A 19785-nucleotide genomic window follows, 5' to 3' on the forward strand; every position below is an offset into this window, starting at 1 on the left:
CACAGCGTTCCGGCAATGACTGCAGATCAGGATTTGGCGGCTTTCTGATACAGCGGCATGACCTTCGGTATCGCCGCCTGCAACGAGGCGATGCGATTTGCTGACGCCGGGTGAGTGCTCATGAACTCCGGCTGCGAGCCACCGGCGTTCTGACTCATTTTCTGCCACAGGCTGATCGCTGCGTTAGGGTTGTAACCGGCGCGCGCGGCGAGTTCCAGACCTAACAGGTCCGCTTCATTTTCGTTGCTGCGGCTGTTGGGCAGCGTCAGGCTGTAGTTCACTACGGTATCGGCCAGCGCCAGACTGTCCTGCCCTACTCCCAACAAGGCACCAGCACCCTGCTTGGCCATCGCCACGCCATACGCCTTGGACATCGCTTCACGACCGTGCTCGCGCAGGGCATGAGCGATCTCGTGGCCCATGACCGCGGCGAGTTCATCGTCGGTCAGTTTGAGGGTGTCGATCAGGCCGGTGTAAACGAAAATTTTGCCACCCGGGCCACAGTTCGCGTTGAGTTCGTCGCTCTTGATCAGATTGACTTCCCACTGCCATTGGGCCGAGTCAGGCCGCAGTTTCGGGGCCTGAGCAATCAAGCGATCGGCGATGGCGTGGACACGCTTGGCATTCGCACTGGTGGTATCGAGCACACCTTTGCTGGTCGCCTCACCTACCGTCTGCTGGTAGGACTGGGCGTACATTTTGTTGACTTCATCCGTCGAGAGCATGCTGAACATGTACTGCTTGCGCTCGACGCCCACCGAATCGCCACTCGTGGTGTTGACGGCCTGACACCCGCCGAGCAGTAACGCAGCGCTCAAGGCACAGAGGGCAAATGACTGACGCATGGTGAATCTCCTTGTGGGTAAAAACGGTCTTTCTCGGGGGCAGACCTCTGCGCCAGATACCGGCCAATTGGCATCTTGGGCGTTGCACAGAGGTGGATGGTTCCCGAAGGTATGTTCAGTTTGTATCAGAAGTGCTTCAGGCCGGATATCGGATTTGCTCAGGTCGGTATTTTTATCCGCTCTGCCGACTTAACTCAACGGTGTCAGGCACTCGGGTGCATTGAGTTTCGGATCGTTGACCAGATTGGCCAGAGGCCGCTCTCTCAGAGCGGTTTGCGGTGCAGCCAGCAAGGCCTGCAGCGTAGACAGCGGTGTGTCGGCAGCCAGCCAGTCTTTCTGCCCTTTGGCATCCAGAATCAGCGGGCGGCGCTGGGTCGCGGCAGCCTGGGTGACCACCGCTACGCTCAGGTAGGTATGGCCTTGAACCGGATAAGCTTCCCAGATGGCGGCAAAAAACAGCGCCGCACCCTCCCCCGGCGTCAACCAGAACGGGCGCTTGCGCACCGTGCCGCGCCATTCATAGAAGCCGTTGGCAGGCAGCAGGCAGCGCCGCTGGGCGAACGCATCGCGGAACATCGGCTGTTCAGCCACGGTTTCGGCGCGCGCATGAGCCGGTGTCTTCGACAGATCGGTGAGCCAGGCAGGCGTCAGCCCCCAGCGGGCGCGGACCAGTTCGATGCCTTGATCGTTTTCGGCTGCGCGCATGATCAACACCCAGTCGGCTGGCGAGATATTCCATTGCGCCTGTTGATCAGCCGGAAAACCGGGCAAGGCTGCAAAGGCAGGGGTCCAGCGAAACAGGGCGTAGCGTCCACACATGGGGGTTAATCAGACTCTTTCGAAAGGTGCTTGATCAGCACACAAGTACATCGGGAAAATCATCCGGCTCATCGCCAGACAAGGGCGAGGCGCTATTGTACGCAGTGATCAGCTCTCGTGCCCGCACGACCTGCGCATCTTCAACCTTGAGCGCCAGCAACCCCAGCCCGGGCAGCTCGCCCATTGCGCCGAGCAGGTCACGACCGGCCAGATGCGCCTTGATGCCCTCGCTGGCGAGCATCGCTTGCAGCAATTCGGCCTCCATCAGATTCTCCGGCTCGTAGACCTTCTGCATCACTCATTCTCGCTGCGAACGTCCAGGTTCCATGCTTCGCCGTCGGTCTGCAGGTCGAAAACAATCGGGCGGCAACAGACCGGACAGTCTTCAATGTACTGTTGATCGCCACCGGACAGGTCCAGTACCGCCTCGACAGGTTCGCCGCAATAAGGGCAGTCGTAACTCTCTAATTCCTGCATCACGGTCTCCGGGATCAGTTGTGCGTATAATTGCCGCATTCTTCAGAAGGCTGTTTTAACAAATCTGTCTTCTTTTTACCCTATCCGTTTCCGACAAGAGAGCATGATGGGCGAATTCGATGCCATCCGACCTTACAACGATGCAGAAGTCCCCGCCGTCTTGGCACGCCTGCTGAGCGACAAAGCCTTTCTGGCCATTCTGACCAAATTCCGTTTTCCTCGCCTGGCGAGCGCATTCGGCTGGATCCTTCAGCCTACTCTGGCGCGCAAACTGCGCCGTGAATTCGCTGGGATCGACTCGGTCGCGACCTTGCAGGACAAGGTCGAATATTACGTCGACCACACCATCGAACGTGCCACGGACGGTGTGACCTATACCGGCGTCGAACAGTTGAAGTCCGGTAGTGCCTACCTGTTTCTGGCCAACCATCGCGATATCGTGATGGACCCGGCGTTTGTCAACTACGCCGTGTACCACGCGGGCCTGCCTACGCCGCGCATCGCGATTGGCGACAACCTCCTGCAGAAGCCATTTGTCAGCGACCTGATGCGTCTTAACAAAAGCTTTATCGTGCATCGCTCGATCATCGGGCGTCGCGAGAAGATGGCGGCTTATCAACTGCTGTCGGCGTACATCAATCACTCGATTACCAAGGACTGCCAGTCAATCTGGATCGCGCAGGCCGAGGGCCGTGCCAAGGACGGCGATGACCGCACCGAATCGGCGATCCTCAAGATGTTCCACATGAGCCGCAAGGAAGAACCGTTTGGCGAGGTGATTCGTTCGCTGAACCTGATCCCGGTGTCGATCAGCTATGAATACGACCCGTGTGACAGTGCCAAAGCCCGCGAGCTGTATATCCGCGCGACCACCGGCTCGTACACCAAGACGCCTGGCGAAGATGACGTCAGCATCGCGCTGGGCATCACCGGTTACAAAGGGCGCGTACACGTGAACTTTGCACCGCCGATTACCGAGTATTTCGAAGACACCAAGCAACTGGCTATCGAAATGGACCGGCAGATTCTCGGCGGCTATCGCCTGTTCCCGGTGCATTACCTGGCGTACGCGCAATGGGCCGATGCAGACCCGGCACTTGAGGTGCCAAAGGCCGAGGCGCTGTTCCCGGCCGATGAACTGGAGCGCGCCAGAGACGAATGGGAAAGCCGTCTGGCAGGCGTGCCTGCCGAGCATCGGCCGTTCCTGGTGCAGCAATACGCGACGCCGGTTCGTAACCAGTATCGTGTCAAAGCGGGGCTGGCGCTTTGATCAGGGCTTGAATGCGCAGCGTGGATGTGTGACGCAGAGCGTCACGCACTGCATTCTCACGCCGAGCGTGCGGAACGAGAATCTTGTAACGCTTGTGCCAATGCTCTGCGTCGGCCTGCCGTCCTCGATGCTCTGCGCCTGACGCTGTGGCACGCCGAAACATCCTGCACAAAAATACCCCGCCGCTGTCACCCAAGCGTAACGCAGCGCCTGCATTGTGTGGCTCCTCAAGAAACGGACTTCACTCTTTTTGGAGCTTGTCATGCTGCATGCAAAAAATCAGGATCGCCTTTATCTCATGGCCCAGAGCGATGAGCAGCAGGAGTTGATCGATGGCCTGGCCTTCAATGTTCAGGACCGCCACTGGCTGGTCTACTGCGCACTGGGCGGGCATGTTCATCACGACCTGCCAGACCTGGATCAGGACACCGGCTTCAGCTTTCTGGAGTTCTATCAGCAGGCAGCCTGAGCCTGGCCGCTATTGCCCGGCCGCCAACTGCCAGAAAATAAAAAGCCCGGCCTCTTCAACAGGGGCCGGGCTTTTTAATGACTGCAGGATTTACTGCGACAGGGTCGAACCGATGGTTGCGTCCTGGAAAACGCGGGTCAGCGCGTCGCTCAACACGTCGCTGACCAGCTTGGTGTTGGTTTCCTGGTTCGGCGCCATGCCGAAACGCTGATCCAGCGATGCTGCGTAACGACCGCTGTAGGTACGGCCGTTGTTGCGCACGTCAGCACGGAATGTCGAGCTGATGGTGGCTTCGGTCACGTACAGGCCTTCTTTCGGCGACTGGTACTTCAGGTCCGCCAGCGTGACCGTCAACTGCGGAGCATTGCCGCTCTGGGTCGGGGTGAAGCCCAGCAGGCGCACCGCTGCTTCAGCCTGAGCCTGCAGTTTCGGAACAATGTCAGCACCGTTGACGCTAATGGCGCTGGTTTCCGGGTACATACCGCCACGCGTACCCAGCGTCGGACCAGGACGGCCGTCAACCACACGTACAACCACCGGCTGACCACGACCAACCGGAGCAAGCTGTGCGTTGATCTTGGGGGTAGGGCTCAATTGTTGCGGACTGTGGGCGCAGCCCACCAGGGTCAAACTGCTTACAGCAAGCAAACCGAACAAAATGCGACGCAGCATGCTCATTTCTCCATGGGCCAGACACTGAATGTGCAGCAGTATAGCGGCGGGCGTCACCCGCCCACCAGTAGCCAGTGGCCGCTGAGCGGTAAACCCGGAAGGCCGATAGCCGCCAACCGCTGAGGCGGCGCAATGTAATCAGGACGTAACATCCGCGCGGCAGACTCGCCCTCATCGCACAGACGCTCATCCACGTCACAGGAGCTGCGCCATGAATCTGTTCCGTTCCCTGTTCTCGGCACGCCGCCAATTCCGCCATTACGCGCGCGTTGATCAGGCAGGCATCTGCCGGGCATTCAAGCACTGCGCGCAGCGCCCTTCCGGCGTCGAATGGGTCGAAGTGACCGAGCAACGACTGGGCTGGTTGAACCAGCCACTGCCCGCCAGCGCCAGAGTGACGCAGCCTCGCGTGCGTTCGAGTCGCGGCCAGTTGCTCACCGCCTGACCCGATGGCGAATAAAAGTCATTTAAACCGATCAATTCCTGTCATTTCATCGCTATAATCTCCCCCCGATTATAAGGACGTCTCCTGATCGGGCCTCGCAGCATCGCTAATCCTCGTATTAGCTCCTTCGTACTGCCCACAGAGAGCCGCCCACACAGGTCATTTGCGCACGGGTGTGCTCGATGAACGGTGCAGAATGCTCGAATCGTATCGAACCTTTCTCGCCTGACAGCGCCTCACTCTTTATGCACCTGACCTGCCAGCGCTGTCATCGCAGCCATTTTGAGGTTTGGTTCACGTTCCCAAAAGGACGTGAAAAACGGGTTTCACTACTTCACAAGAGTGTGGCGAGCAAATGAATAGGTACGCGTTTGTAAATGCACCATCAGTGTCTGAACCGGCCCTTTTGCACAGGACTGACCGCAGCTGCGCCTCCATCACCGGAGCCTGACGCCATCGCCGGGAGCCTTTGCGATAGCAGGCTCCCTGACGATGGTAGAATGGCCCTGCGGGCTTGAAAATGAGTTCATGCTGGCCTGATGAACCATGATTGAGCCTGACCGGGACCTGCGCTTTGGAAGCGAAGAATTGCGAAGAATCGGACAGGCGATCCTGGCCGGGAAATGAGGGCACCACCTTGATCCACGCCCCGCACACCCGGCAATCAGCCTCAGGATCGTATGCCGTCAATTTGGTGCTGCAGATTTTGGAGACGCGTTAATGGCGCATAACGAAGCAGTCGACGTAGTACTGGTCGGAGCGGGCATCATGAGTGCCACGCTGGCGGTATTGCTCAAAGAGCTCGACCCCGGCCTGAAGCTGGAAGTCGTTGAGCTGATGGATTCCGGCGCTGCGGAGAGTTCCAACCCGTGGAACAACGCCGGCACCGGTCATGCCGGTCTGTGCGAGCTGAACTACACGCCGCCCGCCGCCGATGGCTCCATCGACATCAAGAAAGCCGTACACATCAATACCCAGTTCGAGGTCTCGAAGCAGTTCTGGGCCTACCTGGCACGCAAGGGCACCTTCGGTTCGGCGAAGTCGTTCATCAATCAGGTCCCGCACCTGAGCTTCGTGCAGGGCGAAAAAGGCATCTCGTTCCTCAAGACCCGTTTTGAGGCGATGAGCAAGCATCACGCGTTCTCTTCGATGGAATACACCGAAGACAAGGCCAGGCTGGCCGAGTGGATGCCGCTGATGATGCCCGGACGTCCGGCCGACGAAAAAATCGCGGCAACGCGCATGATGAACGGCACTGACGTCAATTTCGGTGCGCTGACCAATCAGTTGCTCACTCACCTCTCCCGCTCTGCGGACGCGCAGATCAAGTACCGCAGCCGTGTCACTGATCTGACCCGCAAGGGTGCTGGCTGGACCGTGACCGTCAAGGACGTGAACGGCGGCGGCACGCGGCAGATCGACGCAAAATTCGTGTTCCTTGGCGCAGGTGGCGCAGCACTGCCGCTGTTGCAGCTCTCGGGCATCGAAGAAAGCAAAGGGTTTGGCGGCTTCCCGGTCAGCGGCCAGTGGCTGCGTTGTGACAACCCGGAAGTGGTCAGGCACCATCAGGCCAAGGTCTACAGCCAGGCAGCGGTCGGTTCGCCACCGATGTCGGTGCCGCACCTGGACACCCGTGTGGTCGACGGCAAGAAATCCCTGTTGTTCGGGCCTTATGCCGGCTTTACCACCAAGTTCCTGAAACACGGATCGTTCCTCGACCTGCCGCTCTCTGTGCGTATCGCCAACATCAAGCCGATGCTGGCTGTGGCGCGCGACAACATGGACCTGACCAAGTACCTGGTCAGCGAAGTGATGCAGTCGATGGAGCAACGTCTGGAATCGCTGCGGCGCTTTTATCCGCAGGCGAAAGCCGAAGACTGGCGTCTGGAAGTGGCAGGGCAACGGGTACAGATCATCAAGAAAGACCCGAAAAAAGGCGGCGTTCTGCAATTCGGCACCGAACTGGTTTCTGCGCAGGATGGTTCGCTGGCCGCGTTGCTCGGCGCCTCGCCAGGTGCGTCGGTGACGGTTTCGATCATGCTGGAGTTGCTTGAGCGCTGCTTCCCGGAAAAAACCCGTACTGAATGGGCCGCGAAGCTCAACGAGATTTTCCCGGCTCGCGAGAAGATTCTGGAAACCGATGCGCAGCTCTACGAACGCATCAGCAGCCAGAACGACGAGGCCCTGGAACTGGTCGAGAAGAGCAATCAGGAACAGACGTTTGCCTGATGATTTCTGCTGCGTGAACAGGTTGTAAAAACCATACGCTGTAAAAACCAAAAGCCCCGTGAGCTCTTTCGAGCCACGGGGCTTTTTATTAGCGCCTGTCAGAGGCTTTTCGACAGCACCGCGATATGTTCCGGGCCAATCCCGCAGCAACCGCCAATGTGCGTGGCACCGCGCTTGACCCAGTCCGCCGCCCACTGCTGATAACCCTGCGGGTCGAGGTCTTCACGCAACTCGTCCAGACCGTCGTTGGCCTTGGCATCCTTGGGCTGCGGCGGGAAGGCGTTGGCGTAGGCGCCAATGGCGATATCGACACCCAATGACTCAAATACCTCACGCGCCGCGTCGATCGCACCGCCAATCACTTCCGGCTGACTGCAGTTGAACAGCAGGGTCGCGACACCCATCTCTGCCGCAGCCCTTGCCGCGTCGGCAACCGGCTCGCCGGAACGCAGGCGCGGAACTGCATCGGTGTCTTCGTCCTGCAAGGTAAACGACAACCAGAACGGTTTGCCATCAGCGGGCAGACCGGCGCGGATGGTCTGCGCTTCGAGGATGCAGCTCTGTGTTTCGGCCAGCCACAGGTCGACGTAAGGCGACAAGCCGGCAACCAGCGGTTTCAGCACATCAGCGGCCAGTTCAGGCTTATACAGGTCCGGGCGATAGGAGCCGAACAGCGGCGGGATCGAACCGGCGACGCGCGCACGACCGCCCGACGCATCGGCCGACTCACGCGCCAGTCGCCCGGCCAGTGCCGCCAGCGCCTGACCTTCGCGTGCGAAGCGCTCTTCGCCAATGTGAAACGGTACAACCGCGTAACTGTTGCTGGTAATGACCTGCGCGCCACTTTCGATATAAGCGGCGTGTACCGCACTGACCGCCTCAGGCGCTTCGCTTAATGCCAGCGCCGACCATTCAGGCTGACGAAACGGCGCACCGCGACGCTGTAGTTCGCGGCCCATGCCGCCATCGAGAATTACAGTTGTGCCCTGGGTCATATGTGATCTGCTTATATGTATATGAAAAAAACTCATTATGAGTCAGTCTTGTATACCGTATTTAATACGTCCCTTTAATCAAACTACAAACACTTTTTCAGGGGATATCTGTGAATTATCGCGCTCTGCTAGGCATTGGCCTGGTCACTCTGGCTGCCTCCACTCAAGCTCTGGCCGGCGCCACGCTGGATCGCGTGCAGAAAAACAAAGAGTTGGTCAACGTCCTGATGGAAAGTTACCCGCCCTTCTCTTTCCTGAATGACAAGAACGAACTGGACGGCTTCGACGTGGACGTCGCCAAGGCCGTGGCGCAGAAGCTAGGCGTCAAATTGCGCCTCGAAACGCCCTCCTGGGACGTGATCGCCGCAGGCCACTGGAGCGGCCGTTATGACATCTGCGTCTGCTCGATGACCCCAAGCAAGGCCCGCGCTGAAGTCTTCAACTTCCCGGTCGAGTACTACGCTTCGCCTGCGGTGATTGTGGTCAACGCAACAGACGACCGTATCCACTCGGCCAAGGACTTGAGCGGCAAGAAAGTCGGCCTGACCAGCGCCTCCAGTTACGAAAGTTACCTGAACAAGAACCTGGTCATCGACGGCGCGGAAGACAAGCCTTTGCAGTACCCGTTCGAAGACGTGCAGATCGCCCCGTATGACAACGATAACGTGGCCTTTCAGGACCTCGGTCTCGGCGCTGGCAAGCGGCTGGACGCTATCCTCACCAATCTGGTGACGGCAAAGCCGCGTCTGGATCAGGACAAGCGCTTCAAACTGGCCGGTGAGACGCTGTACGAAGAACCCAACTCGGTGGCCATCGAGAAAGACGATCCGGAATGGGACGCCAAGGTCCGCGAAGTCTTCGCTGAACTAAAGAAAGACGGCACCTTGAGCAAGTTGTCGCAAAAGTGGATCGGTGCTGATATCAGCAAATGACTTCTTTCCAGCCCCAACGCCCACCCGAGCAGGCCGATCAAGGCTTGCTCAAGCGAGTCTTCGGTTTCCGCACGCGGCTTTACCTGACCTGGCTGGTCATGTTTGTGCTGTTTGCCGGGTTTTTCCTGAGTTTCGATCTGAAGCTGTCGATCATTATCGACAAACTGCCCAACCTGATCGGCCTGCATCTGGCGCCCAACGGCTTTCTGCAGGGCGCGGCACTGACGTTGTTTGTGTCGGTGTGTTCGATTGCGGTTTCGGTGGTGCTGGGCTTTGTCACCGCGCTGGCGAGGCTCTCCAGCAGTGCTGTCGCATTCGGCATCGCCAGCTTTTACGCCTCGTTCTTTCGCGGTACGCCGTTACTGATCCAGATTCTGCTGATCTATCTGGGCTTGCCGCAGGTGGGTATTGTGCCGGGTGCGATCATGGCGGGGGTTATTGCCTTGTCGCTCAACTACGGGGCCTATCTGAGCGAAATCTTCCGTGCCGGGATCATCGGCGTCGCGGCCGGGCAGCGTGAAGCAGCCCTGGCCCTGGCGCTGCGTCCGGCCCAGATCTTCTGGCGCGTCACCCTGCCCCAGGCCATGCGCACCATCATCCCGCCGACCACCAACCAGTTCATCTCCATGCTCAAGGACTCGTCACTGATCTCGGTGATGGGCGTCTGGGAAGTGATGTTTCTGGCCCAGTCCTATGGCCGGTCCAGCTACCGCTACATCGAAATGCTGACCACCGCAGCGGTGCTGTACTGGATCATGTCGATCGGGCTGGAGCTGTTGCAGTCGCGGCTGGAAAAGCATTACGGCAAGGCGTATCAGGCGCGGAAGTAGCTGCAGCGGTTCGTATTAAGCTCCGTGTGGGAATACGGCTCGATGTGCTGTGCAGCGTGGCTGTGTGACGCAGAGCGTCACGAAATGCATGCCAACGCGGAGCATTGGCACGATAGGCGTTCTCTTGTACGCCTCTCGTTCCTCACGCTCCGCGTGGGAATGCAGTTCCGGACGCTCTGCGTCCAGCTCTGGCACGATAGGTGTTCTCCTGCACGCCTCTCGTTCCTCACGCTCCGCGTGGGAATGCAGTTCCGGACGCTCTGCGTCCAGCTCTGGCACGATAGGTGTTCCCTTGCACGCCTCTCGTTCCTCACGCTCCGCGTGGGAATGCAGTTCCGGACGCTCTGCGTCCAGCTCTGGAACGATAGGTGTTCCCTTACACACCTCTCGTTCCTCACGCTCCGCGTGGGAATGCAGTTCCGGACGCTCTGCGTCCAGCCCTGATGACGCGGAGCATTGGCACGATAGTCAGCCGCGGGCTTTCTCGATCAGTTCGATGTACTCGTCGGCATTACGCTGATCCTTGATCAGGGCGATGAAGTCGTTGCCGTGCTCGTCCTTGCCATCGAAGTCATGGCCCGCTTCCTTGAAGAACACCAGAAAGCGCTCGAAATCGTTGATGCGCAGGCCACGGTAGGCCTTGATCAGTTTGTGCAGCGACGGCGAGGTAGCATCATACGGTTCGAAGTTGAGGAACAACTTGATCTGCTCATCGCCGATCTCATCCCCAATCAACTGCTTTTTGTCTTTACGCATTACAGGCTCCGGCTTGTCGCAGACACTTTAACGGGCGGGCAGTTTACCCCCCGGCGAGCGCAGGGCTCAACGCGCATGTGCAGTCGTATGCAGATCGGCCCAGATGTGGCCGTTGGCGTAGCTCAGGTACTGGCAATACACCTTCTCGTTGCGCAGCAGGTCAATCAGTATCCGGTACTGAGACAGCGGGTAATACAGCGTCAGCGTGCGGGATGCTTCATCGTAAGTCGGCTTCTTCAGGCTTTTGTTTTCGCCGCCATCAAAATGCACCAGCACCTGCGAGATCGACGCGCCTTTGTTCAGCGACTTGCCTTTGAGGCGCAGCGATAAAGGTGAGGTCACCGGGATGGGCTGCTGACTGGATTGCCTCTGATTACCGGCAACAATCGTGTACTCGGTCACCTGCATCAACTGTTGCTGCTCCGGCGCACCTTCGCGCAGGCTCAGGTCGTCAGGCGGCAGGTATTGCTCGTGCATGGGGCTGGCCGACACCGGCGCGGCCGGTGCCGCGAATGCCTGACCAGACAACAGCACCAACGCCAGAGCGCCGGAAATCGGTAACTTCATTGAGGGTTTCCAGATAATTGCGAATCGACGGCCGCGCTCTTTCAAGAAGAGGCGGCCGTCAGAATGCCTTACATCCCTTTGACCGCATAGATGCCAGCAGCATTGCGCCAGTAGCCTTTGTAGTCCATGCCGAAACCGAAGATGTAACGGTCGATACACGGCAAGCCCACATAGTCGGCTTTCAGGTCCGGGCGTGCCTTGCGGTCGTGATCCTTGTCAATCAGCACGGCGGTGTGTACAGCGCGGGCACCGGCGTGTTTGCAGAAATCGATGATAGCGCCCAGGGTGTGACCCTCATCGAGGATGTCGTCGATGATCAGCACGTCACGATCAATGAACGAGACTTCAGGCTTGGCTTTCCAGAACAGATCGCCGCCCGTGGTTTCATTGCGATAACGCGTCGCGTGCAGGTAAGACGCTTCCAGCGGGAAGTTCAGATGAGTCAGCAGTTTGCCCGAAAAAATCAGGCCGCCGTTCATCACGCAGAACACAACCGGGTTGCGATCTGCCAGTTCGGCATTGATCTGCGCACCGACGCGAGCGATGGCAGCATCAACTTGCGCCTCGGTATACAGGCAGTCAGCTTCGCGCATGATTTGACGGATATGCTCGAGATCAGCGGACATGACGCTCTCCAGGTAAGGCAGTTCAAGAAAAGCGGGCAAAGGTACGCATCCGTTCAAGCCAGAGCAAGCGATTCTGGACTAACGTTGCGAGTGTCTTCTAAAAGCCGCGAACGTCGAAGCTTCCAGCTGATACTGCACGCGCTTTAAGACAGTAACAGCTGAATAGATTAACCTAGGCCGATTTTTTGCCCCGCTGGAGCTTTTCCCCATGCCCATTCGTGAAATCCGTCATCCGCTGATCCGCCACAAGCTCGGCCTGATGCGCCGCGCCGACATCAGCACCAAGAATTTCCGTGAGCTGGCTCAGGAAGTCGGCGCGCTGCTGACGTATGAAGCAACGGCTGACCTTACGCTGGAAAACTACGATATCCAGGGTTGGGCCGGTACGGTGTCGGTCGAGAAAATCGCCGGCAAGAAAATTACCGTAGTGCCCATCCTGCGCGCCGGTATCGGCATGCTCGACGGCGTGCTCAGCCTGATTCCGGGCGCCAAGGTCAGTGCCGTGGGCGTGGCCCGCAACGAAGAAACCCTGCAAGCACACACGTACCTGGAAAAGCTGGTTCCGGAAATCGACGAGCGTCTGGCCATGATCATCGATCCGATGCTGGCTACCGGCAGCTCCATGGTCGCGACTATCGACCTGCTCAAGAAAGCCGGCTGCAAGGAAATCCGCGCCATGGTACTGGTCGCCGCGCCCGAAGGCATTGCGGCGGTGGAAAAGGCCCACCCGGATGTGATGATCTACACCGCCTCCATCGACGAACGCCTCAACGAACACGGCTACATCATTCCGGGCCTGGGCGATGCCGGTGACAAGATTTTCGGCACCAAACAGAAGGACGCGTAACCCGATGACGCAGCAGGAGTTCAACGATCCACTGTGGCGCACGATCCTTTCCGGTGCGCAAATGCTGTTCGTGGCGTTCGGCGCGCTGGTGCTGATGCCGCTGATTACCGGGCTCGATCCTAATGTCGCGCTGTTTACCGCAGGGCTTGGCACGCTGTTGTTCCAGATCATCACCGGCCGTCAGGTGCCGGTGTTTCTGGCCTCGAGCTTTGCTTTCATCACCCCGATCATTCTCGCCAAAGGTCAGTTCGGCCTGGCCGCGACCATGGGCGGCGTGATGGCAGCAGGCTTCGTCTATACCTTTCTCGGTCTGGCGGTGAAGATCAAAGGCACCGGGTTCATTGACCGCTTGCTGCCACCGGTGGTCATCGGGCCGGTGATCATCTCGATCGGTCTGGCCATGGCGCCGATTGCGGCCAACATGGCGATGGGCAAGACCGGCGATGGCGTGCAGCTGATCCCGTATCAAACCGCCATGCTGATTTCGATGCCTGCGTTGCTGACCACCTTGATCGTGGCCGTGTTCGGCAAAGGTATTTTCCGTCTGGTGCCGATCATCTCCGGTGTGCTGGTGGGGTTTGCCCTGTCGTTCTACTTCGGCGTGGTCGATACCCAGAAGATCGCCGACGCGTCCTGGCTGGCCCTGCCGCACTTCACGGCACCGGAATTCAACTGGCAGGCGATTCTGTTCATTGTCCCGGTGGCGCTGGCGCCGGCCATCGAGCACATCGGCGGCGTGATTGCAGTCGGCAGCGTGACCGGACGCGATTACCTGAAAAAACCGGGCCTGCATCGCACGCTGTTCGGTGATGGCGTGGCAACGACCATGGCTGGCCTGTTCGGCGGACCGCCCAACACCACCTACGCCGAAGTCACTGGCGCAGTGATGCTGACCAAGAACTACAACCCGCAAATCATGATCTGGGCGTCGTTCTTTGCGATCATCCTGGCGTTCATCGGCAAGTTCGGCGCACTGCTGCAAAGCATCCCGGTGCCGGTGATGGGCGGGATTCTGTGCCTGCTGTTCGGTTCAATTGCGGCGGTCGGCATGAACACGTTGATCCGCCACAAGATCGACCTGGCCGAAGCACGCAACCTGGTGATCGTTTCGGTAACGCTGGTGTTCGGCATCGGCGGCGTGCTGATCGGCACCGGCAACGGTCCGAACGATTTTGGCCTGAAAGGCATCGCCCTCTGCGCCATTACCGCTATCGTCCTGAACCTGATTTTGCCGGGTAATGACAGCTGGAAGAACAAGCAACTGGATGATCAGTTGCCGTAAGACCTGGCTGGAGTGGGCTTGACTATGGTGCCAATGCTCCACGTTGACGTGCGGTTCTGGACGTTCTGCGTCCGATCCTGAGGGTGCGGTGCGACGCAGATTTGTGACGCGGAGCGTCACCCAAGGCATTCCCACGCTGGAGCGTGAGGAACGATAAGCGTCTGGACTATCGTGCCCATGCTCCGCGTGGGCATGCCGTTCTGGACGCTCTGCGTCCGCTTTTGATGTTCAGCGCATCACAACATCAACGGCGCACGCTCGCACAGTCTGCTAAGTTCTTTTGCCCAGTTCGGGTCGTCGTTCAGGCAAGGGATCAGGATCAGCTCCTCTCCCCCCGCTTCCTTGAACTGCTCGGCACCACGGTCGCCGATCTCTTCCAGCGTCTCGATGCAGTCAGCCACGAACGCCGGGCACATCACCAGCAGCTTCTTCACGCCTTTCGCCGCCAGTTCGTCCAGGCGCGCCTCGGTGTAGGGTTCGATCCACTTGGCGCGCCCCAGTCGCGACTGGAACGACACCGACCATTTGCCATCAGGAATGCCCATGCGCTTGGCAAACGCCGCAGCCGATTGTATGCATTGGGCGCGATAGCAGGTGGCGAGCACTTCGGCTGGCGCAGTCATGCAGCAATCGTCCTTGAGGCAGTGCTTGCCGGTCGGGTCGAGCTTGTGCAGATGCCGCTCGGGCAGGCCGTGAAAACTCAGCAGCAGGTGATCGTAGGACTGTTCCAGATGCGGGCGCACGCTTTCTACCAGTGCACTGAGGTACTCAGGCTGATCGTAGAACGGCTGGAGTACCGAGAACTGCATCTTCAACGATTTGGCGCGCACGACGCGCTTGGCCTCTTCGATGACGGTGGTCACCGTACTGTCGGCAAACTGCGGATACAGCGGCGCAAGCGTGACCTTCTTGAAGCCCTGCTCTGCCAGACGCGTCAGCACGGTTTCAACCGACGGCTCGCCATAACGCATCGCCAGTTCCACCGGCCCATGCGACCACTCTTTTTTCACCGCGGCCTGAAGACGCTTGCTCAGCACCACCAGCGGCGAGCCTTCATCCCACCAGATGGAGGCATAGGCATGCGCCGACTGTTCGGGCCGCTTGATCAGAATCAGCGACACCAGCAGCCGGCGCACCGGCCATGGCAGATCGATTACATACGGATCCATCAGGAACTGGTTCAGGTAACTGCGCACGTCTGCCACTTGAGTAGAAGCAGGCGAACCCAGATTGACCAGCAACAAAGCGTGATCGGTCATGCAACATCCTATTTCAATGGCTTTCAGTGGCGACCCAGCAAATCCTGCAGGGCAGTATCGAGTTCGGTGTACTTGAATGTGAAACCGGCTTGCTGCAAACGTGCAGGCCGGGCGCGCTGGCCGCCCAGCAGCAAGACCGACAATTCGCCCAGCAGCGCTCTCAGTGCCAGTGCAGGCATGGGCATGAACGCAGGCCGATGCAGAATGCCTGCCAGCGTCTTGGCAAACTGACGATTGCGAACCGGCGACGGTGCACAGATATTATAAGGACCCTTTGCTTCATTCAGATTCAACAGAAAATCAATCGCGGCAATTTGATCCTGAATGTGAACCCATGGCATCCATTGCCGACCGTTGCCAATCGGGCCACCCATACCGAACTTGAAAGGCGGCAACAGGCGCTGCAAAAAGCCGCCGCGATCCGACAACACCAGACCGGTGCGCAACAGCACGACACGCACGCCCAGCGCTTCGGCACGCTGCGCGGTTTCTTCCCAGGCATTGCACAGCTGGCTGGCGAAGTCTTCTTTGGCAGGTGGCGACGTTTCGTCGATTTCGCGCTCGCTGCTGTCGCCATACCAACCGACCGCAGAGCCGGAAATCATCAGCGCAGGCTTTTGCAAACGGCTACCCAGCCACGTCAGCAGTTGTTCCGTCAGACCGATACGGCTTTCCCACAACAACAGTCGGCGTTTGCGCGTCCACGGACGATCCGCAATCGGTGCGCCAGCCAGGTTGATGATGGCATCCACCGCCTGCTCGCCCAGCTCGTCGAGACGGGCAATGCCGCGCACTGCGGGGCCGCATAATTGGGCCACGTCGGCAGGCTGGCGGCTCCACACGGTCAGTTCATGGCCTTGGGCAGACCACAGACGACAGAGCGCTCTTCCGATCAAACCAGTACCACCGGTCAGCAATATGTGCATGGCAGGTAACCTCGCGTGGCGTGCATGACAATTGAGTTGTCTTATTTTCAACAGCTTCGCTCGTCAGAAAAAACGAAACTGTTTACTGAACCATAGGCCACACCTGAACAGGTCGCAGTATTGAACGCCCTGACCGGGTGGCTGATGGGTTCGACCTTGCAGGTAGCAATGTGACTCACTGTGCAGACCCGAAAACCTCTGCAACTTATACCAGACAAGAAGATTGTACAGGTTTTAACTACGGCGTAGTCTGTACAGACAAGGTAACGAGGCCCCTATGACTGTCCCAATCGCAATCATCGGTACCGGTATCGCCGGACTTTCAGCAGCCCGGGCGCTCACAGACGCCGGGCATCAGGTGCACCTCTTCGACAAAAGCCGCGGCAGCGGCGGTCGAATGTCGAGCAAGCGCAGCGACGCGGGCTCGCTGGACATGGGCGCACAGTATTTCACCGCACGAGATCGACGCTTCGCGACTGCCGTCAAGCAATGGCAGGCGCAAGGGCATGTCGCCGAGTGGACGCCATCGCTCTACAACTTTCACGGCGGCAGACTCACCCCTTCTCCCGACGAGCAAGTGCGCTGGGTCGGCAAGCCGGGCATGAGCGCCATTACCCGAGCCATGCGCGGCGACCTTCCAGTATCATTTTCTTGCCGTATCACTGAAGTGTTTCGCGGGGAAGAACACTGGAATCTGCTGGACGCCGAGGGTGAAAACCACGGCCCGTTCAGTCATGTGATCATCGCAACCCCGGCACCACAGGCCACCGCATTGCTGGCCGACGCACCGAAACTGGCGAGCGTGGTCGCAGGCGTCAAGATGGAGCCGACATGGGCAGTCGCGCTGGCCTTCGAGACGCCGCTGCAAACGCTTATGCAGGGTTGCTTCGTGCAGGACAGCCCGCTGGACTGGCTGGCACGCAATCGCAGTAAACCCGAACGTGATGACACCCTTGATACCTGGGTGCTGCATGCCACCAGCCAATGGAGCCGACAGCATCTCGATGCCTCCAAAGAGCAGGTCATTGAGCATCTGCATGGTGCTTTTGCCGAATTGATCGACTGCAGCATGCCCGCCCCGGTATTCAGCCTGGCGCATCGCTGGCTGTATGCAAGGCCTGCCGGCTCCCACGAATGGGGCGCGCTGTCAGATGCCGACCTGGGCATTTATGTCTGCGGTGACTGGTGCCTGTCGGGTCGAGTGGAGGGCGCATGGTTGAGTGGCCAGGAAGCGGCACGCCGGTTGCTGGAACACATGCAATGAACCAGATCAATCCGCGCAAACTGCTGCTGTCCAAGTGGACAGCAGCCAACCCGGTCAATCGCGAAAAGCACTTTCTGGTCACCGAACTGTTCAAGGACGAAGAAGGCACGGTGCTGGAAATCGAACTGCAGGCCGTGCTGACCCAGCGCAGCGAGCGGCTGCCGTGGCAGGTTTTGCAACAAGCGGACACATGGCGCATGGGCTGGAAGTAGCTGGGCTTACGTCTTGACGATGATTCTCACGCAGAGCGTGCGGAACGAGAGTCCGAGCCCGTGGGGAGCGGCCTTCAAAATCCTCTACAAAGAATTTGACTTGTACAGCTACACACCTATGATGAAGACAAGTTGTACAGAGCGCCTTATCTGTACAAGTCTTCTGTAGAGGTGGTTGATGCTCATGCCCGCAATCGAAAAACCGAAACTCGGTATCAGTGCCTGCCTGATGGGCGCCGAAGTCCGTTTCAATGGTGGACACAAAGAGTCTCATTTGTGCACCCAGGCGTTGAGCAAGTATTTCGATTTCGTCCAGGCATGCCCTGAAGTCGCGATCGGCATGGGCATCCCGCGTGAGCCGATCAGACTGGTCGGTGATGCAGACAACCCCAAGGCGCTCGGCACGGTCAATCGCGACCTGGATGTGACCGCAGCACTGGCTGAATACGGTGTACAGATGGCCGATGAGCTGGGCGATATCTGCGGTTACATCTTTATGCAGAAGTCCCCGTCGTGTGGTCTGGAGCGGGTCAAGGTCTACCGTGAAAACGGTGCGCCGGTCGATGGCGGCGGGCGCGGCATCTATGCACAGGCTTTTTGCGAGCGCCATCCGAACCTGCCCGTCGAGGAAGACGGGCGTCTGAATGACGCCGTGCTGCGCGAGAACTTCGTGACCCGCGTGTTTGCCTACGCCGCCTGGCAGCAGTTGTTGAAAGACGGCATCACGCGTCGCGCCCTGACCGAATTCCACTCGCGCTACAAATATCAGCTGATGGCCAACGATCCGGTGCAGTACAAGGCACTGGGCAAAATGCTTGGCAGCATGGGCCGCAGTGATCCTAACGAAATCGCCCCGCTGTATTTCAGCGAGCTGATGGCGGCATTGAAAAAGTGCGCCACCCGCAGCACTCACACCAATGTCCTGCAACACCTGTGCGGCTACCTCAAGCAGACCATCAGCAGTGAAGACAAGCAGGAAATCCAGCAAGTGATCAGCCAGTACCATCAAGGCATCGTGCCGCTGATCGTACCGCTGACCCTGCTCAAGCATCATTTTCGCCAACATCCGGACCCGTATGTGGCGCTTCAGGTGTACATGCAACCCCATCCGGAAAATCTCAGCCTGCGAAATGCGATTTGATACTCATGAATGAAGTAGAAACAGCTACCGATCCAGAGGTGCCGGGCGAATGGCTGCCCATCCGGGAAGTTGCACGGCAGACCGGCGTCAATGCTGTGACCCTGCGCGCCTGGGAGCGCCGTTATGGTTTGATCGTTCCGCACCGCACGGCCAAGGGGCATCGGCTGTATTCGGAAGAACATGTCCAGCGGGTCATGAAAATCCTGACGTGGCTCAACCGTGGCGTGTCGGTCAGCCAGGTCAAAAACCTGATCGACGACAACCGTGCGGACGCCCTGCCCCCGACCAATGACTGGGACGCCCTGCGTCAGACGCTGTTGGCAGCGATTGGCGAACTGGCCGAACGTCGCGTGGATGACGTATTCAATCAGGCCATGGCGCTGTATCCGCCGCGCACCCTGTGTGAACAACTGCTGCTGCCACTGCTGGCCGAGCTGGAACAGCGCTGGCAAGGCAAGTTCGGTGCTCAACTGGAGCGCACGTTTTTCTATTCATGGCTGCGCAGCAAGTTCGGCGCGCGCATCTATCACAACAACCGTCAGCTCAATGGGAGCCCGTTGCTGCTGGTCAATCAGTCCGATCTGCCGCTTGAACCGCACCTGTGGCTCGCGGCGTGGCTGGTCAGCAGCGCCGACTGCCCGGTCGAGGTGTTCGACTGGCCGCTGCCGGTCGGTGAACTGGCGCTGGCCGCCGAATACCTGAAGCCTCGCGGCATCCTGCTGTACTCCAGCAAGGCACTGAATATCGCCCAACTCCCCCGTTTGCTGGCCAATATCACCTGCCCTGTGGTGCTCGGTGGACCAACGGTACAGATCCATAAAGCCGATCTGCTCGTACAGGCAAGCGAGATAGCTGGCTTGACCCTTGCCAACGACGCGCTCAGCGCTCAGATCGAGCTGGGCAAGCTCGGACTTATCTAAGG

At 58.9% G+C, this 19785-nt stretch carries 23 protein-coding genes; 12 read left to right on the plus strand and 11 right to left on the minus strand.

Translation table 11 applies throughout. From position 1 onward, the window contains the following. Positions 1-26 precede the first annotated feature (26 nt). The 4 genes from I9H07_RS19020 to I9H07_RS19035 form a co-directional block, all read right to left on the minus strand. Positions 27-845 carry a M48 family metallopeptidase gene (locus I9H07_RS19020; RefSeq protein ID WP_024671873.1) on the minus strand — a complete coding sequence of 273 codons (819 nt, stop codon included), beginning with the start codon at positions 843-845 and terminating at the stop codon, positions 27-29. A gap of 189 nt (positions 846-1034) precedes the next feature. After that, entirely contained in the window at positions 1035-1664 is a 630-nt protein-coding gene (locus I9H07_RS19025) for an SOS response-associated peptidase (RefSeq protein WP_024671874.1), read from the minus strand. 34 nt (positions 1665-1698) lie between these two features. Then, positions 1699-1959, minus strand: a complete 261-nt coding sequence (locus I9H07_RS19030; RefSeq protein ID WP_024643753.1) for a DUF2007 domain-containing protein — start codon at positions 1957-1959, stop codon at positions 1699-1701. Then, the gene (locus I9H07_RS19035; RefSeq protein WP_024671875.1) at positions 1959-2141 is read right to left on the minus strand and encodes a CPXCG motif-containing cysteine-rich protein; all 183 of its coding nucleotides are present in this window, start codon (positions 2139-2141) and stop codon (positions 1959-1961) included. Before I9H07_RS19035 ends, I9H07_RS19030 begins: the two co-directional genes overlap by 1 nt. A gap of 106 nt (positions 2142-2247) precedes the next feature. Here I9H07_RS19035 and I9H07_RS19040 point away from each other — a divergent pair, with 106 nt between their 5' ends. Beyond that, a complete protein-coding gene (locus I9H07_RS19040) occupies positions 2248-3411 on the plus strand; it encodes a 1-acyl-sn-glycerol-3-phosphate acyltransferase (RefSeq protein WP_058823883.1) in 1164 nt (387 codons plus the stop codon). Positions 3412-3673: 262 nt separating this feature from the next. Then, a complete protein-coding gene (locus I9H07_RS19045; protein WP_024643627.1) occupies positions 3674-3880 on the plus strand; it encodes a hypothetical protein in 207 nt (68 codons plus the stop codon). Positions 3881-3970: 90 nt separating this feature from the next. Here I9H07_RS19045 and I9H07_RS19050 read toward each other — a convergent pair whose 3' ends face one another. Then, a complete protein-coding gene (locus I9H07_RS19050) occupies positions 3971-4552 on the minus strand; it encodes a YajG family lipoprotein (protein WP_024643628.1) in 582 nt (193 codons plus the stop codon). Positions 4553-4763: 211 nt separating this feature from the next. Between I9H07_RS19050 and I9H07_RS19055 the strand changes: the two genes are divergently transcribed. Both I9H07_RS19055 and mqo read left to right on the plus strand, forming a co-directional pair. Next, a complete protein-coding gene (locus tag I9H07_RS19055; RefSeq protein WP_058823885.1) occupies positions 4764-4997 on the plus strand; it encodes a hypothetical protein in 234 nt (77 codons plus the stop codon). A gap of 720 nt (positions 4998-5717) precedes the next feature. After that, positions 5718-7226 (plus strand): malate dehydrogenase (quinone), encoded by a 1509-nt coding sequence (gene mqo, locus I9H07_RS19060; protein WP_024671879.1) that lies wholly within the window; start codon positions 5718-5720, stop codon positions 7224-7226. 98 nt (positions 7227-7324) lie between these two features. On the opposite strand, the gene I9H07_RS19065 is transcribed toward mqo, so the two are convergent. Beyond that, positions 7325-8221, minus strand: coding sequence for a homocysteine S-methyltransferase family protein (locus tag I9H07_RS19065; protein WP_024671880.1), 897 nt, complete (start codon positions 8219-8221; stop codon positions 7325-7327). Between the two features lie 110 nt (positions 8222-8331). Between I9H07_RS19065 and I9H07_RS19070 the strand changes: the two genes are divergently transcribed. Together I9H07_RS19070 and I9H07_RS19075 are read left to right on the plus strand one after the other, a co-directional pair. Continuing rightward, the gene (locus I9H07_RS19070) at positions 8332-9153 is read left to right on the plus strand and encodes an ABC transporter substrate-binding protein (RefSeq protein WP_024671881.1); all 822 of its coding nucleotides are present in this window, start codon (positions 8332-8334) and stop codon (positions 9151-9153) included. Further along, on the plus strand, positions 9150-9983 hold the full coding sequence (locus I9H07_RS19075) for an amino acid ABC transporter permease (RefSeq protein ID WP_024671882.1): 834 nt from the start codon (positions 9150-9152) through the stop codon (positions 9981-9983). Before I9H07_RS19070 ends, I9H07_RS19075 begins: the two co-directional genes overlap by 4 nt. A 468-nt stretch (positions 9984-10451) precedes the next feature. On the opposite strand, the gene I9H07_RS19080 is transcribed toward I9H07_RS19075, so the two are convergent. From I9H07_RS19080 to I9H07_RS19090, 3 genes are all read right to left on the minus strand, one after another. Beyond that, positions 10452-10739: a PA4642 family protein gene (locus I9H07_RS19080; protein WP_004419120.1), complete on the minus strand. Its 288-nt coding sequence runs from the start codon at positions 10737-10739 to the stop codon at positions 10452-10454. Between the two features lie 66 nt (positions 10740-10805). After that, positions 10806-11306, minus strand: coding sequence for a hypothetical protein (locus I9H07_RS19085; RefSeq protein ID WP_024671884.1), 501 nt, complete (start codon positions 11304-11306; stop codon positions 10806-10808). A 68-nt stretch (positions 11307-11374) separates the two neighbouring features. Beyond that, positions 11375-11932 (minus strand): hypoxanthine-guanine phosphoribosyltransferase, encoded by a 558-nt coding sequence (locus I9H07_RS19090; RefSeq protein ID WP_024647582.1) that lies wholly within the window; start codon positions 11930-11932, stop codon positions 11375-11377. Positions 11933-12140: 208 nt separating this feature from the next. On the opposite strand from I9H07_RS19090, the gene upp reads away from it, so the two are divergent. Both upp and I9H07_RS19100 read left to right on the plus strand, forming a co-directional pair. Then, a complete protein-coding gene (gene upp / locus I9H07_RS19095; protein WP_002552170.1) occupies positions 12141-12779 on the plus strand; it encodes a uracil phosphoribosyltransferase in 639 nt (212 codons plus the stop codon). A gap of 4 nt (positions 12780-12783) precedes the next feature. Further along, a complete protein-coding gene (locus I9H07_RS19100) occupies positions 12784-14061 on the plus strand; it encodes a uracil-xanthine permease family protein (protein WP_236423426.1) in 1278 nt (425 codons plus the stop codon). A gap of 236 nt (positions 14062-14297) precedes the next feature. On the opposite strand, the gene hemH is transcribed toward I9H07_RS19100, so the two are convergent. Both hemH and I9H07_RS19110 read right to left on the minus strand, forming a co-directional pair. Continuing rightward, complete coding sequence (hemH, locus tag I9H07_RS19105) at positions 14298-15320, minus strand: ferrochelatase (RefSeq protein ID WP_024672188.1); 1023 nt, start codon at positions 15318-15320, stop codon at positions 14298-14300. A gap of 23 nt (positions 15321-15343) precedes the next feature. Next, positions 15344-16246 (minus strand): TIGR01777 family oxidoreductase, encoded by a 903-nt coding sequence (locus tag I9H07_RS19110; RefSeq protein ID WP_236423427.1) that lies wholly within the window; start codon positions 16244-16246, stop codon positions 15344-15346. Between the two features lie 277 nt (positions 16247-16523). On the opposite strand from I9H07_RS19110, the gene I9H07_RS19115 reads away from it, so the two are divergent. The 4 genes from I9H07_RS19115 (at position 16524) to I9H07_RS19130 (ending at position 19783) form a co-directional block, all read left to right on the plus strand. Further along, positions 16524-17510: an NAD(P)/FAD-dependent oxidoreductase gene (locus I9H07_RS19115; RefSeq protein WP_058392493.1), complete on the plus strand. Its 987-nt coding sequence runs from the start codon at positions 16524-16526 to the stop codon at positions 17508-17510. Then, positions 17507-17722, plus strand: coding sequence for a TIGR02450 family Trp-rich protein (locus tag I9H07_RS19120; RefSeq protein ID WP_058392492.1), 216 nt, complete (start codon positions 17507-17509; stop codon positions 17720-17722). The genes I9H07_RS19115 and I9H07_RS19120 overlap by 4 nt, the downstream gene beginning before the upstream one ends. Positions 17723-17906: 184 nt before the next feature. Further along, positions 17907-18863 carry a YbgA family protein gene (locus I9H07_RS19125; protein ID WP_024672192.1) on the plus strand — a complete coding sequence of 319 codons (957 nt, stop codon included), beginning with the start codon at positions 17907-17909 and terminating at the stop codon, positions 18861-18863. A 5-nt stretch (positions 18864-18868) separates the two neighbouring features. Next, positions 18869-19783 carry a MerR family transcriptional regulator gene (locus I9H07_RS19130; RefSeq protein ID WP_058392491.1) on the plus strand — a complete coding sequence of 305 codons (915 nt, stop codon included), beginning with the start codon at positions 18869-18871 and terminating at the stop codon, positions 19781-19783. The last annotated feature ends 2 nt before the right edge of the window (positions 19784-19785 follow it).

It is taken from the genome of Pseudomonas syringae (assembly GCF_023278085.1).
GTDB lineage: Bacteria > Pseudomonadota > Gammaproteobacteria > Pseudomonadales > Pseudomonadaceae > Aquipseudomonas > Aquipseudomonas syringae_Q.

Excerpts from the sequence above, each read along its gene's own strand:
- I9H07_RS19020 (WP_024671873.1), bottom strand. The coding sequence starts at position 845 with ATGCGTCAGTCATTTGCCCTCTGTGCCTTGAGCGCTGCGTTACTGCTC.
- I9H07_RS19025 (WP_024671874.1), bottom strand. The coding sequence starts at position 1,664 with ATGTGTGGACGCTACGCCCTGTTTCGCTGGACCCCTGCCTTTGCAGCC.
- I9H07_RS19030 (WP_024643753.1), bottom strand. The coding sequence starts at position 1,959 with ATGCAGAAGGTCTACGAGCCGGAGAATCTGATGGAGGCCGAATTGCTG.
- I9H07_RS19035 (WP_024671875.1), bottom strand. The coding sequence starts at position 2,141 with ATGCAGGAATTAGAGAGTTACGACTGCCCTTATTGCGGCGAACCTGTC.
- I9H07_RS19040 (WP_058823883.1), top strand. The coding sequence starts at position 2,248 with ATGGGCGAATTCGATGCCATCCGACCTTACAACGATGCAGAAGTCCCC.
- I9H07_RS19045 (WP_024643627.1), top strand. The coding sequence starts at position 3,674 with ATGCTGCATGCAAAAAATCAGGATCGCCTTTATCTCATGGCCCAGAGC.
- I9H07_RS19050 (WP_024643628.1), bottom strand. The coding sequence starts at position 4,552 with ATGCTGCGTCGCATTTTGTTCGGTTTGCTTGCTGTAAGCAGTTTGACC.
- I9H07_RS19055 (WP_058823885.1), top strand. The coding sequence starts at position 4,764 with ATGAATCTGTTCCGTTCCCTGTTCTCGGCACGCCGCCAATTCCGCCAT.
- mqo (WP_024671879.1), top strand. The coding sequence starts at position 5,718 with ATGGCGCATAACGAAGCAGTCGACGTAGTACTGGTCGGAGCGGGCATC.
- I9H07_RS19065 (WP_024671880.1), bottom strand. The coding sequence starts at position 8,221 with ATGACCCAGGGCACAACTGTAATTCTCGATGGCGGCATGGGCCGCGAA.
- I9H07_RS19075 (WP_024671882.1), top strand. The coding sequence starts at position 9,150 with ATGACTTCTTTCCAGCCCCAACGCCCACCCGAGCAGGCCGATCAAGGC.
- I9H07_RS19080 (WP_004419120.1), bottom strand. The coding sequence starts at position 10,739 with ATGCGTAAAGACAAAAAGCAGTTGATTGGGGATGAGATCGGCGATGAG.
- I9H07_RS19085 (WP_024671884.1), bottom strand. The coding sequence starts at position 11,306 with ATGAAGTTACCGATTTCCGGCGCTCTGGCGTTGGTGCTGTTGTCTGGT.
- I9H07_RS19090 (WP_024647582.1), bottom strand. The coding sequence starts at position 11,932 with ATGTCCGCTGATCTCGAGCATATCCGTCAAATCATGCGCGAAGCTGAC.
- upp (WP_002552170.1), top strand. The coding sequence starts at position 12,141 with ATGCCCATTCGTGAAATCCGTCATCCGCTGATCCGCCACAAGCTCGGC.
- I9H07_RS19100 (WP_236423426.1), top strand. The coding sequence starts at position 12,784 with ATGACGCAGCAGGAGTTCAACGATCCACTGTGGCGCACGATCCTTTCC.
- hemH (WP_024672188.1), bottom strand. The coding sequence starts at position 15,320 with ATGACCGATCACGCTTTGTTGCTGGTCAATCTGGGTTCGCCTGCTTCT.
- I9H07_RS19110 (WP_236423427.1), bottom strand. The coding sequence starts at position 16,246 with ATGCACATATTGCTGACCGGTGGTACTGGTTTGATCGGAAGAGCGCTC.
- I9H07_RS19115 (WP_058392493.1), top strand. The coding sequence starts at position 16,524 with ATGACTGTCCCAATCGCAATCATCGGTACCGGTATCGCCGGACTTTCA.
- I9H07_RS19120 (WP_058392492.1), top strand. The coding sequence starts at position 17,507 with ATGAACCAGATCAATCCGCGCAAACTGCTGCTGTCCAAGTGGACAGCA.
- I9H07_RS19125 (WP_024672192.1), top strand. The coding sequence starts at position 17,907 with ATGCCCGCAATCGAAAAACCGAAACTCGGTATCAGTGCCTGCCTGATG.
- I9H07_RS19130 (WP_058392491.1), top strand. The coding sequence starts at position 18,869 with ATGAATGAAGTAGAAACAGCTACCGATCCAGAGGTGCCGGGCGAATGG.